Genomic DNA, 12,343 nt, shown 5'->3' with positions numbered 1-12,343 from the left:
AATTAATGTGTAGGAGGTATATATTATATGGCGATTACTGCTGCATTAGTAAAAGAATTGCGCGAAATTACAGGCGCAGGCATGATGGATTGCAAAAAAGTGTTAACAGAAGCTGAAGGCGATATCCAAAAAGCAATCGACTTACTTCGTGAAAAAGGGTTAGCTGCGGCAGCTAAAAAAGCTGGTCGTGTAGCGGCTGAAGGTGTGGTTGCTTCCTATATTCATGGTGGCGGTCGTATTGGTGTTCTTGTAGAAGTTAACTGTGAAACAGACTTCGTTGCTAAAACTGAAGACTTCCAAGACCTTGTAAAAGATATTGCTATGCAGATTGCAGCAGCAAATCCTACGTACTTAAATCGTGAAGAAGTACCTGCTGAAGTTATTGAACATGAAAAAGCAGTTCTTTTAGAACAAGCTAAAGCAGAAGCAGAAGAAGATGTAAAAGCTGGTCGCAAACCAAAACCAGAAGCAGTTCTTGAAAAAATGGTTAATGGCCGCGTTGAAAAATTCTATAAAGAAAACTGCCTATTGGAACAGGTTTTCATTAAAGATGGTGACAAAACTATTACTGATGTTATTACTGAAAAAATCGCTAAAATCGGTGAAAACATTAACGTACGTCGTTTCGTTCGCTACGCTTTAGGCGAAGGAATTGAAAAGCGTCAGGACGACTTCGAAGCTGAAGTTCGTGCAGCCGCTGGTCAATAAGATTTAAGAGATAAGAGAACACCGTCATGTGTTCTCTTATTTTGTAATAGCAGAGGAGTATCGCAATGAGTAATAGAAATTTTAAACGTATCGTCTTGAAATTAAGTGGTGAAGCTTTAGCAGGTGATCAAGGCTTCGGTATTAACCCAGTTGTAGTAGAAGAAATTGCCAAAGAAATTGCAGAAATTGCTAGAACAACAGATTTACAAATTGCTATCGTAGTAGGTGGCGGTAATATTTGGCGTGGTTTAGCTGGCAGTGCTAAAGGCATGGATCGTGCGTCAGCTGACTATATGGGTATGATTGCAACTGTAATGAATTCACTAGCCTTGCAGGATGCACTTGAACATGCTGGTGCAGCGACCCGCGTGCAAACAGCCATTGCTATGCAGGAAGTAGCAGAGCCATACATTCGTCGTCGTGCTATTCGTCACTTAGAAAAAGGTCGTATTGTTATTTTTGCAGCTGGTACAGGGAATCCATATTTCTCTACTGATACAACAGCTGCGCTCCGTGCTGCTGAAATTGAAGCTGACGCTATTTTAATGGCGAAAAAATTTGCTGATGGTGTGTATGATAGTGACCCACGTACTAATCCAGAAGCTAAAAAGTTTGATGAACTTACTTACATGGACGTAATTAGTCGAGAACTTAAAGTAATGGACTCTACATCTACGACCTTGTGTAAGGATAATAATATCCCAATCGTAGTATTTAGCATGGATATTCCTGGTAATATTACACGCGCTGCGAAAGGGGAAGTTGTTGGTACTATCGTAAGAGGTGAAGAATAATGGACATTCAAGAGTTATTAACCCGTGAAGAAAGCCGCATGGACAAAACCATCGAAGCTTTAAAGCAAGAATTTGCTTCCATCCGCACCGGCCGTGCTAGCACTGCCCTATTAGACAAGGTTATGGTTGATTATTATGGTACACCATCTCCAATTAATCAGGTAGCTAATGTAACAGCACCTGAACCTCGCTTAATTTTAGTAAAACCTTGGGAAAAATCTATGATTGGCCTTATTGAAAAAGCAGTTTTACAATCGGATTTAGGTTTAAATCCAAGTAATGATGGCGATACAATTCGTTTAGCAATTCCTCAACTTACTGAAGAACGTCGTAAAGAACTTGTTAAAGTAGTAAGTAAAAAAGCAGAAGAAGCAAAAGTGGCAGTACGCAATATTCGTCGTGATGCTAATGATGCTATCAAAAAAGAAGAAAAAGCTAAAACAATTACAGAAGATGATGCTAAACAAGGTCAAGACCAAATTCAAAAATTAACGGATAAAAAGATTAAAGCCATTGATGATTTGAAAGATAAGAAAGAAAAGGACGTATTGGAAGTATAATGAATACGCCAAACTTAATGGTTGGATTACCTTGGCAGCTTGCGCAGCAGATGTTGCAAGCTGCCAATATCCCTTTTGCAGTAACTATCGGTGAAAATTATAATCGATTTTTCACTGTTGCAGACAATGATTTTTACGTAGGCCGAGTAGCGTACGTAGAGGAAATGGGGATATGGCAAATATTGTTATATCGTCCGATGGTAGCAAGTGGTTTTGAAAACTGCAATGAGGTACAATATGCTAAAGAAATTACTACGTAAGAATGAGGATACTAAAACATTAACTGATGTTATACTGGATCCTCACAATATACCTCACCATGTAGCTATTATTATGGATGGCAATGGTCGTTGGGCTAAACGCCGTGGTTTGCCTCGTACGATGGGACATCGTGCTGGGGCTGATGTATTAAAAAAAATAGTTATTGCTGCTGATGAAATTGGCATAAAAGCATTAACAGTATACGGTTTTTCTACGGAAAACTGGAAGCGTCCAGAACAGGAAGTATCCTTACTTATGAGTTTGATTCGTGAATACCTGTTAGGCAATGTGCGTGATATGCATGAGAAAAATGTGCGTATTCGCTTTGTTGGCTATATAGGGGGACTTTCTGAAGAATTGCAAAAAATTATTGCTGACGCTGAATCCTTAACACAGAATAATACGGGTCTTACCTTACAGTTAGCCATTAACTATGGGGGACGCGATGAAATAGTACGAGCTGTGCGTGCCACTGCTGAAGACGTGGCTGCTGGGACTTTGGCTATAGAAGATATTACAGAAGAGTCTTTTGGTAATCGTTTGTTTACGCAAGAATTTAGTAATGTAGATTTATTAATCCGACCAAGTAATGATTATCGCATTAGTAATTTCTTATTATGGCAACTCGCCTATGCGGAATTTTGGTTTACAGAAACGCATTGGCCTGATTTTACAGCACAAACATTATTAGATGCTGTATATGCTTACCAGCAGCGAGAACGTCGCTTTGGTGGTTTAAAGACGGAGGAATAATATGCTCAAGACTCGTGTCATTACAGCTTTAATTGGGTTTATTATTGCTGTGCTAGCAATCACTGTAGGTGGTTATCTTTTTAATGCGATTATATTGCTGTTAGCTTTATTAGGTTGGCGGGAATATGCAAGTATGCTGCGTAAAATTGATATTGTAGTTCCTGAACGTTGGGGCTATGTATATTCCACACTATTAATGATAATGCTGACCTTTGGTTTTTATAAATGGGCGATTATGGTGGCCGCAGCTGCTGCTATGACCATGGGCTTGCTTTATATTTTTGGGTCAGCACGTTTAAATATATCTGTTGTAAGTTGTGCCACTTTTGGTTTTTTCTACATTAACGGTGGTTTTGCTGCTTTGTTGATGCTTCGTGAAACTTCCATTTATGAATTATTGTCTGTTCCTGTAGTGAGTGCCAACATGGGGGAATTAGTAATCTGGTTATTACTATTTACAACTTGGGCTAGTGATACTTTTGCTTATTTTGCAGGCCGTCAATGGGGAAAACGTAAGATTGTCCCTAATATTAGCCCTAATAAAACCTTAGAAGGCTATGTTGGTGGCTTTATAGGTTGCTTATTTACGGGCATAATTTATGCTGTGATTGTTGGCATGCCACTTATGCTTGGTTTAGGCGCTGGTCTATTAACTGGTATCGTAGCACCATTAGGTGATTTATTTGAATCTAAATTAAAGCGTTATTGTGGTGTAAAAGACTCGGGTGTATTATTACCTGGCCATGGTGGTGTTTTAGATCGCTTTGATAGCTTGCTTTTTTCAGCACCTATGGTATTAGTTTATTTATTATAATAAGGATCTCAATCTATTATAAGGGCTTTGATATATTATAAGTACGATTGTATAAAGAGAATTGTATGAAGACGTCTGTATGAAGGCGTTTGTATGTATACTATTGCTATTAATATGATTGAGGTATAAGTTACGTAATATATAAAAGTACAGTGCAAACTGTATTGGATTGGAGTTTCTATGAAAACACTGAGTATTCTTGGGAGTACCGGTTCTATCGGCACACAAACATTAGATGTGGTGCGACAGCATCCTGATTTATTTTCTGTAAAAGCACTGGTGGCTAATCATAATGTAGATGTCTTAGAAGCTCAAATTAAAGAATTTCAACCTGAAATGGCTGGCTTAGTTGATGAAACAGCGTTTTTAGAATTAAAGAAGCGATATAATGGGCCAACCAAATTGCTAGGGGGCAAAGAGGCTTTATTAGCTGCCGCTACTTGGTCTACGGCTGAACTTGTTGTTACTGCAGTAGTTGGAGCCGCTGGTATTGAGCCAACTGTAGAAGCTATTCGCGCTAAAAAAACAATTGGTTTAGCGAACAAAGAAACATTAGTAGCTGGTGGTTCTTTAATTACATCCCTTTGTAAAGAATATGATGTGCAATTATTGCCGATTGATAGTGAACATAGTGCTATTTTTCAATGTTTAGAAGGACAGCAACGAGAGAATGTTGATTCACTATTGATTACGGCGTCAGGCGGTCCTTTACGGACATGGCCGTCAGAAAAAATTGCTACGGCTACGGCAGCAGATTGTTTACGGCATCCGACCTGGAATATGGGAAACAAGATTACTATAGATTCAGCGACCTTATTTAATAAAGGATTGGAAGTTATAGAGGCACACTGGCTATTTGGTTTTGATTTTGACCATATTAAGGTGACAGTTCATCCTCAGAGTATAGTTCATTCTATGATTATGATGAAAGATGGGGCAATTCTTGCTCAATTAGGCAATCCCGATATGCGCGAGCCAATTCAATATGCTTTAACATATCCTGAACGTAAACCGTTAAAAATGGATACCTTAACCTTTGAGGAAGCCTTGCAATTAGAATTTTTTCCACCACGGTATGATGATTTTCCTGCTTTAAAATTAGCTTTTGAAGTGGGCCGTGCCGGTGGGTTTAAACCAGCAGTTTTTAATGCAGCAAATGAAGAAGCTGTATATGCTTTTTTAGCTGGAAAAATTCAATTTGGTGATATATATAAAACTGTTGTCACTGTATTAGAGCGTATGGAATCAGAGCCAACCTTTACCTTGGCTCATTTACGCGAGATTGATTTATGGGCTCGTGAAACAGCGAGAACCTTGATTAAATAGGAGAGATTATGTTGTTAACTATCGTTGCCACAATCTTTGTATTTGGCATCATTGTGTTTATTCATGAATTCGGGCATTTTATTACCGCTAAAGCAAGTGGCATGCGGGTTGACGAATTTGCTATAGGTTTTGGTCCAGCCCTTGTTAAGGTTCAAAAAGGAGAAACTTTATACTCCATTCGAGCTATTCCTTTAGGTGGCTATAATAAAATTGCTGGTATGGATCCAGAAGAACCATTAGATAATCGTTCGTTTTTAAATAAACCGGTGTGGAAACGTTTTATCGTTATTGCGGCGGGCGCGATTTTTAACTTTTTATTGGCTATTGTTATATTCTTTATAGTATATGCTACTTATGGCGTGCAAACGCCTTCAAAAGAGCCAATTATTGGGAATATGTTGAGTAATTCACCAGCGGCTATGGCACATATGCAGGTGAATGACCGGATTATATCAATTAAAGGCAAACCGGTAGCAGAATGGACAGATATTTCTAAGCAGTTACAAGGAACTGCTAATACCGTTGTTCCTATCGTAATCAGTCGTGATGGACAAGAGCAAGAATTATCTGTTATTCCAACACAGACGGGTAATGAAGGGCGTGCAGTGATAGGCATTAACCCTGTATCTATTGTGCAAGAATATACAATTGGTCAATCAGCTGTTCAGGCAGTTAATACGACTGGTTATGTTTTAGTAAGTATGGTAGAGGGCTTGTGGTCTATGATTACAGGAACTACTAATGCTGAATTAGCAGGCCCTATTGGGGTCGCTCAAATGGCTGGTCAAATGGCTGAAAATGGTTTTATGTATTTATTACAATTTACTGCTTTACTAAGCTTAAATTTAGGCGTAATTAATTTATTGCCTATTCCTGCTTTAGATGGTGGTCATTTAATTGTATTATTAATTGAAGGAATTACGAGACGACGTTTGCCAGTGAAGGCATTGCAGTATATTCAGATGACAGGGGTCATTATTTTAATACTCTTATTTGTCTATGCTACGACTCATGATATTAGCCGTCTGTAATATAGGAGTTACCTATGATTAACAGAAAAGAAACAACGCGTATTAAAGTAGGGAATGTGCCAATTGGTCATTTTGCACCTATTAGCGTGCAATCTATGATTACTACTAACCCAGTGGAAACTGAAAAAGCGATTGCTGAAATCAATCGTTTAGCTGAGGCTGGCTGTGATTTAGTTCGCTTAGCAGTGCCAGATATGGCAGCGGCTAAGGCAATTAAAGCAGTAAAAGAGAAAGCTCAAATTCCTTTGATTGCAGATATTCATTTTGATTACACCTTAGCTTTGGCGGCTATAGATAGTGGTGTCGATGGCTTGCGCATTAATCCTGGTAATATTGGTGGTATTGATAATGTAGTTGCTGTCATTGAAAAAGCAAAACCAAAGCATATACCAATTCGTATTGGGGTAAATGCTGGTTCTTTGCCTGCTCATATTTTGAAAGAATATGGTGGTCATCCTTGTGCTGATGGGATGGTAGAAGCTGCTTTAGAGCATGTTCGTATTTTAGAGTCCTTAGACTATAAAGAAATGAAATTATCAATTAAAGCAACCGATGTGCCACTTATGATTGAAGCGTATCAGAAATTATCAGCTAAAGTACCGTATCCTCTTCATTTAGGGGTTACCGAAGCAGGTACTATTTCACAAGGCACTGTAAAATCTTCTATTGGGATTGGTGCTTTATTGGCACAAGGGATTGGTGATACTTTGCGCGTATCTTTAACAGGTGATCCTATTCATGAAGTAGAAGTAGGAAAAACAATTTTAAGTTCCTTAGGACTTCGCAATTACGGTGCTACTATGATTTCTTGTCCAACATGTGGTCGTTGTCGTGTCAACCTCTTTAGTATGGCTGAAACGGTAGAAGCTCGTTTAAAGAGCATAAAAGCACCTATTCGTGTGGCTGTTATGGGCTGTGTTGTGAATGGCCCCGGTGAGGCTAGAGAAGCCGATTTTGGTATCGCTGGTGGTGATGGTCGCGGCATTGTCTTCCGCAAAGGCGAAGTTATTAAGACTGTAGATGAAAGTGAATTAGTGGATGCTTTATTCCATGAGATAGAAACGTATTTAGAGACAGAAGCAAAGGAGTAATGAATTAAATGTTAGCTAGTAAATTATATGCCCCAACGTTAAGGGAAACACCTGCTGATGCAGACGTAATTAGTCAACAGTATATGTTACGTGCTGGTATGATTCGTAAAATGACTGGCGGTATTTACTCCTATTTGCCATTGGCTTGGAAAAGTATTCGTAAAATTGAAGCTATCGTTCATGAAGAAATGACAAATGCTGGGGCACAAGAAATTATGATGCCTATTATTCAGCCCGCTGAAATTTGGCAAGAGTCTGGTCGTTGGAAAGTATATGGCGCTGAAATGATTCGTCTAAAAGACCGTCATGATCGTCAATACTGTCTTGGACCAACTCATGAAGAAATGATTACTACATTGGTAAAAGGGGAAGTTAATTCGTATCGCCAATTGCCATTGACTTTATATCAAATTCAAAATAAATATCGTGATGAACGACGTCCTCGTTATGGGTTGATGCGTAGTAGAGAATTTATCATGAAGGATGCTTATTCTTTTGATATGGATGAAGCTGGTTTAGATGTATCATACTGGAATATGTATCATGCGTATGAACGTGTTTTCAGCCGTTGTGGTTTATATTTTAAACCAGTAGAAGCTGATTCAGGTGCTATTGGTGGTAGCAATAGCCATGAATTTATGGCTTTGGCGGAATCTGGTGAAGCTGATGTTATTCATTGCAGTAGTTGTGACTATGCTGCTAATATTGAAATTGGTAAACCTGGTGTCATTAAAGCCGAGGTGGAAGACGCATTAGAGCTTACAGAAGTACCAACACCTGATGCGAAAACAATTGAAGCTGTAGCAGAACAATTAAGCTTACCATTAGCTAAAACAATTAAGGCTGTAGTATTAGCCACTGATGGTGTTGTCGTATTAGCGATTGTTCGCGGTGATCACGAAGTTAATGAAATTGCTGTACAACATGCGGTAGGCAGCACAATTGAACCAGAAATGGCAACAGAAGAAGAACTTCAAGGTGCTGGTTTAACAGCTGGTTTTATTAGTCCGGTTGGTTTAAAACAGACTGAGACTTTTAAAATTGTTGTAGACGAAAGCGTTATGGAAGCCTATAACGTTTGTGGTGGTGCTAATAAAAAAGATGCGCATTACATTAATATCAATCCAAAACGTGATTTCAATGTTGAGGATATTATTGTAGCGCCAATTCGTTTAATTACAGCTGATGATGTCTGTCCAAATTGTGGTGGCGAATTAAGTATTGCTAAAGGGATTGAAGTAGGGCAAGTCTTTAAATTAGGCACTAAGTATAGTGAAGCTATGAGTGCTACCTTCCTTAATCAGGATGGTCGCCCTAATCCATTTGTGATGGGATGCTATGGTATTGGTGTATCGCGTACATTAGCAGCAGCGATTGAGCAATTTAATGATGAAAATGGTATTATTTGGCCACGAGCTATTGCGCCATTTGAAGTAGTGGTAGTGCCAATTAATGCAAAAGACGAAGCTCTTATGGATGTTAGTACCCGTGTATATGAAGCATTAAAAGCAGCTGGCGTTGATGTGTTATTAGATGATCGTAAAGAGCGTGCTGGTGTTAAATTTAAAGATGCTGATTTAATTGGCTATCCATTGCGCATTACAGTAAGTAAAAATACGTTAGAATCTGGTGCTGTAGAAATGAAGCTTCGCAAAAATGGTGAAGCCGTTGAAGTGCCAATTGACGAAGTAACTACAGTTGTAGCAGACACGTTAAATACTTTATAAGCTATGGCAGTCGATGGAGTTTCTATCGACTGCTTTTGCCATTTATTTAGTTGTGCTTATAGGAGTGCTATTCATGATTGGTTATAGGATTGATACTTGTATAAATCACTATTTTAGGTCATAATAAAAAGATAGATTGTTTTCAATACATGAGTTAATACAACTTTTATCTAGATATAGTAAGCTTAGGAGGTAAGATTATATGTTAGTTGATTTTCATATGCACAGTACCGCTTCTGATGGCGTTATGCGACCTTTAGACTTACGTGAAGCTAATAAAGCAGCTAAAATAAAAATTATGGCTTTAACTGATCATGATACTATAGAAGGCTCCTTAGAATTATTGAATCAATTAGATCCAGATATTACAGTTATACCTGGTTGTGAATTCAGTTCAACATATCATAATGGTGATGTACATATTTTAGGCTATGCTTTTGATTATACGAATAAAGAATTATTAGATTATATGGCTTTTTTTAAAGAGTCGAGACAATCTCGTATTTTTAAAATGATTGATTTATGTGCAGCCAATGGGTATGACGTGTCAGTGGAAGAATTAAAAGAAATGTTTCCTCATGCTAACTCCTTAGGACGTCCTCATTTATCACAATTATTAATCAAAAAGGGATATGTTACTACAGTGAGTGAGGCATTTAAAACAATTTTACATCGCACAAGTCCTTGCTATGTACCTAAGTTTAAAGCAGAGCCGAGTGATGTTATTGATTTAATACATCGTGCTAATGGTTTAGCTGTCATGGCGCATCCAATTTTAATTCGTACAGCAGAAGATGTACATGAATTATTGGAATTGCCTTTTGATGGTATAGAAGTATACCATGTGAAACATAGTAAAGAAGATTCCACAGCGTTTCGTAAATTAGCTAATAAGCATAAATTACTTATTACGGGAGGCTCCGATTTTCATGGCATTAAAGATAAAGAGCCATTAGCTGTAGGGGACTATTTAATTGAAAGTAAGGATGTAGCAGAATTTTTGCGAGTGTTACAGTCTTAAGTGTTATAGTCTAAATAATAATTAGCAAATGCTATACATCATAAGATAGGGAGAGAAAACTATGGAAGTTATTGCTTTTGTTGGCCCTAGTGGCACTGGTAAAAGTCATCGTGCCTTAGTAGTGGCTCATGAAAATAGTGCAGAATGTATTATTGATGATGGGATTTTAATCCATAATAATCGCATTGTAGCAGGCTTTTCTGCAAAAAAAGAAGAAAGCCGTCTTAAAGCTGTACGTCGTGCAATATTTCAAGATCCAGAACAGGTTCGGTCTGTTAAAGAACAACTAGATATTATTAAGCCTAAACGTATTTTAATTTTAGGTACATCTGAAAATATGGTGGGTAAAATATCAACAGCTTTAGGCATTGGTAAACCAGCACGCTATATCCATATTGAAGATATTGCGTCTTCAAAAGAAATTGAAAAAGCACAAAGTGCTCGCCTAAAAGAAGGTAAGCACATTATTCCTGTGCCAACGATGGAGTTGAAACCTCATTTTAAAGGTTATTTGATAGATCCAATTAAATCTATATTGCGCCGTACTCGATCCACAAAATCTACCGGTGCGCCTGAAGATTTTGAAAAATCTGTAGTACGTCCTGTATTTAGTTATTATGGTCGTTTAACGTTTTCTGACCAAGTGATTGAAGCACTCATTAAAAATAGTTTGTCAAAAGTGCCTGGTATGGCAGAATGTGATGATATTAAAATAAAAAAAACCTCTAAAGGAACTAATGCACTACTCCTAGATATGGGGGGGTCTGTGTATAAAGGTCGGCCTGTTAAAGATATTATGCATGATATGCACAAAGCCATATCTAATGAAATTGAGTATATTACAGGCATGTCGGTAGAGCGTCTTTCTATTGTGGTAGATAATGTAGTAAAACCTAAATTAGGATAATAGTAATTAAGGAGACCCTATGAAGCAGTATTATATATTTACTTATGGCTGTCAGATGAATGAAAGTGATTCTGAACGCTTAGCTCATCAGCTAGAGTTAGCTGGCTATACAAGTACTGATAATTTTGAAGAAGCTGATTTAATTATTTTAAATACATGCTGTGTTCGTGAAACAGCGGAACATAAAATTTATGGACGTATTGGTGAATTAAAGCATTTAAAAGCTAAAAATAAGAACTTGATTATCGCTATTACTGGTTGTATGGCGCAGAAAAATCAAGCGGATATGTTTAAACGTGCGCCTCATATTGATATCGTATTAGGGACTCATAATTTACGTCATATTAATGAGATGGTAGAGGAAGTACAACGCACTCATAAACATCAAATTAATATTGAAATGGATAATTCAGTGTTGCATGAGTTAGAAGCAAAGCCAACAGGGACTTTTTCAGCTTGGGTTCCTATTATGAATGGCTGTAATAAATTCTGTACCTATTGTATTGTACCTCATGTTCGTGGGCGTGAAATTAGCCGACCAATTTCAGCTATTGTAGAAGATGTGAAGAAATTGGGCGCCAGTGGACACAAAGAAATTACTCTTTTAGGGCAGAATGTAAACTCCTATGGCTTAGACTTTAAAGATGGCACTCACTTTGGTGATTTAATTGATGCCTTAGATGGTATTCCTGGCATTGAGCGAATCCGCTATATGACGAGTCATCCACAAGATATGAATAAAGAGATGATTGATGCTTTAGGTCGTTCTTCTAATGTAGTTACACAATTACATTTACCTATTCAATCAGGGTCCAACCGTATTTTACAAAAAATGAATCGCCGTTATACGGTAGAACATTATAAAGAACTCATTGAATACTGTCGTGAAAAAATTAAAGGCTTAACCTTGACTACTGACTTAATTGTAGGCTTTCCTGGTGAAACAGAAGAAGATTTCCAAGCAACCTTGCAATTATTAAAAGATGTTCGCTATGACATGGCGTATACGTTTATTTTTTCAAAACGGTCTGGCACACCAGCTGCTACTATGGAAGATCAAGTCCCTGAAGAGGTTAAACGAGTTCGTTTGCAAGCGTTAATGGATGTGCAAAACGAAATCTCCTTAGAGTTAAATAAAGCTATGGAAGGCGAAGTATACGAGATTATTGTAGAAGGGCCAAGTCGTAATGATGAAAATGTTTGGTTTGGTCGCACATCAGGTAATAAGATGATTTTATTCCCTAAAGATGAAAATCTTGCCATTGGCCAAACTGTACAAGCATGTGTAGATAAAGCGCAAACTTGGATTTTATATGGTACAATCATTTAGTTGAAATTAGAAAATGGAGG

At 37.8% G+C, this 12,343-nt stretch carries 13 protein-coding genes; all 13 read left to right on the top strand.

Translation table 11 applies throughout. The features are described 5' to 3' along the window. Nucleotides 1–27 precede the first annotated feature (27 nt). Nucleotides 28–708 (top strand): translation elongation factor Ts, encoded by a 681-nt coding sequence (gene tsf, locus NFR27_RS02925; protein WP_251440209.1) that lies wholly within the window; start codon nucleotides 28–30, stop codon nucleotides 706–708. A 65-nt stretch (nucleotides 709–773) separates the two neighbouring features. Continuing rightward, nucleotides 774–1,502 (top strand): UMP kinase, encoded by a 729-nt coding sequence (gene pyrH / locus NFR27_RS02920; RefSeq protein ID WP_251440211.1) that lies wholly within the window; start codon nucleotides 774–776, stop codon nucleotides 1,500–1,502. Next, nucleotides 1,502–2,062 (top strand): ribosome recycling factor, encoded by a 561-nt coding sequence (frr, locus tag NFR27_RS02915; protein ID WP_251440212.1) that lies wholly within the window; start codon nucleotides 1,502–1,504, stop codon nucleotides 2,060–2,062. Before pyrH ends, frr begins: the two co-directional genes overlap by 1 nt. Continuing rightward, the gene (locus tag NFR27_RS02910; RefSeq protein ID WP_251453979.1) at nucleotides 2,062–2,322 is read left to right on the top strand and encodes a hypothetical protein; all 261 of its coding nucleotides are present in this window, start codon (nucleotides 2,062–2,064) and stop codon (nucleotides 2,320–2,322) included. Before frr ends, NFR27_RS02910 begins: the two co-directional genes overlap by 1 nt. Beyond that, the gene (locus NFR27_RS02905; protein WP_251453976.1) at nucleotides 2,300–3,076 is read left to right on the top strand and encodes an isoprenyl transferase; all 777 of its coding nucleotides are present in this window, start codon (nucleotides 2,300–2,302) and stop codon (nucleotides 3,074–3,076) included. Before NFR27_RS02910 ends, NFR27_RS02905 begins: the two co-directional genes overlap by 23 nt. Before the next feature lies 1 nt (nucleotide 3,077). Beyond that, a complete protein-coding gene (locus NFR27_RS02900; protein WP_251453973.1) occupies nucleotides 3,078–3,890 on the top strand; it encodes a phosphatidate cytidylyltransferase in 813 nt (270 codons plus the stop codon). A 180-nt stretch (nucleotides 3,891–4,070) separates the two neighbouring features. Next, the gene (locus tag NFR27_RS02895; RefSeq protein WP_251453970.1) at nucleotides 4,071–5,216 is read left to right on the top strand and encodes a 1-deoxy-D-xylulose-5-phosphate reductoisomerase; all 1,146 of its coding nucleotides are present in this window, start codon (nucleotides 4,071–4,073) and stop codon (nucleotides 5,214–5,216) included. Between the two features lie 11 nt (nucleotides 5,217–5,227). After that, a complete protein-coding gene (rseP, locus tag NFR27_RS02890; protein ID WP_251440786.1) occupies nucleotides 5,228–6,247 on the top strand; it encodes an RIP metalloprotease RseP in 1,020 nt (339 codons plus the stop codon). A 14-nt stretch (nucleotides 6,248–6,261) separates the two neighbouring features. Continuing rightward, nucleotides 6,262–7,338, top strand: coding sequence for a flavodoxin-dependent (E)-4-hydroxy-3-methylbut-2-enyl-diphosphate synthase (gene ispG, locus NFR27_RS02885; protein ID WP_251453967.1), 1,077 nt, complete (start codon nucleotides 6,262–6,264; stop codon nucleotides 7,336–7,338). 8 nt (nucleotides 7,339–7,346) lie between these two features. Beyond that, a complete protein-coding gene (locus tag NFR27_RS02880) occupies nucleotides 7,347–9,065 on the top strand; it encodes a proline--tRNA ligase (protein WP_251453965.1) in 1,719 nt (572 codons plus the stop codon). Between the two features lie 202 nt (nucleotides 9,066–9,267). Then, a complete protein-coding gene (locus NFR27_RS02875; RefSeq protein ID WP_251453962.1) occupies nucleotides 9,268–10,086 on the top strand; it encodes a PHP domain-containing protein in 819 nt (272 codons plus the stop codon). 61 nt (nucleotides 10,087–10,147) lie between these two features. Continuing rightward, the gene (locus tag NFR27_RS02870; RefSeq protein WP_251453959.1) at nucleotides 10,148–10,993 is read left to right on the top strand and encodes an Asp23/Gls24 family envelope stress response protein; all 846 of its coding nucleotides are present in this window, start codon (nucleotides 10,148–10,150) and stop codon (nucleotides 10,991–10,993) included. A gap of 19 nt (nucleotides 10,994–11,012) precedes the next feature. Further along, nucleotides 11,013–12,323: a tRNA (N6-isopentenyl adenosine(37)-C2)-methylthiotransferase MiaB gene (gene miaB, locus NFR27_RS02865; RefSeq protein ID WP_251453956.1), complete on the top strand. Its 1,311-nt coding sequence runs from the start codon at nucleotides 11,013–11,015 to the stop codon at nucleotides 12,321–12,323. The last annotated feature ends 20 nt before the right edge of the window (nucleotides 12,324–12,343 follow it).

Source organism: Veillonella intestinalis (assembly GCF_943192895.1).
GTDB lineage: Bacteria > Bacillota > Negativicutes > Veillonellales > Veillonellaceae > Veillonella_A > Veillonella_A intestinalis.
Note: the sequence above shows the minus strand (reverse complement) of the source record. Positions and strands in the feature narration are given on the sequence as shown.

Excerpts from the sequence above, each read along its gene's own strand:
- tsf (WP_251440209.1), top strand. The coding sequence starts at position 28 with ATGGCGATTACTGCTGCATTAGTAAAAGAATTGCGCGAAATTACAGGC.
- pyrH (WP_251440211.1), top strand. The coding sequence starts at position 774 with ATGAGTAATAGAAATTTTAAACGTATCGTCTTGAAATTAAGTGGTGAA.
- frr (WP_251440212.1), top strand. The coding sequence starts at position 1,502 with ATGGACATTCAAGAGTTATTAACCCGTGAAGAAAGCCGCATGGACAAA.
- NFR27_RS02910 (WP_251453979.1), top strand. The coding sequence starts at position 2,062 with ATGAATACGCCAAACTTAATGGTTGGATTACCTTGGCAGCTTGCGCAG.
- NFR27_RS02905 (WP_251453976.1), top strand. The coding sequence starts at position 2,300 with ATGCTAAAGAAATTACTACGTAAGAATGAGGATACTAAAACATTAACT.
- NFR27_RS02900 (WP_251453973.1), top strand. The coding sequence starts at position 3,078 with ATGCTCAAGACTCGTGTCATTACAGCTTTAATTGGGTTTATTATTGCT.
- NFR27_RS02895 (WP_251453970.1), top strand. The coding sequence starts at position 4,071 with ATGAAAACACTGAGTATTCTTGGGAGTACCGGTTCTATCGGCACACAA.
- ispG (WP_251453967.1), top strand. The coding sequence starts at position 6,262 with ATGATTAACAGAAAAGAAACAACGCGTATTAAAGTAGGGAATGTGCCA.
- NFR27_RS02880 (WP_251453965.1), top strand. The coding sequence starts at position 7,347 with ATGTTAGCTAGTAAATTATATGCCCCAACGTTAAGGGAAACACCTGCT.
- NFR27_RS02875 (WP_251453962.1), top strand. The coding sequence starts at position 9,268 with ATGTTAGTTGATTTTCATATGCACAGTACCGCTTCTGATGGCGTTATG.
- NFR27_RS02870 (WP_251453959.1), top strand. The coding sequence starts at position 10,148 with ATGGAAGTTATTGCTTTTGTTGGCCCTAGTGGCACTGGTAAAAGTCAT.
- miaB (WP_251453956.1), top strand. The coding sequence starts at position 11,013 with ATGAAGCAGTATTATATATTTACTTATGGCTGTCAGATGAATGAAAGT.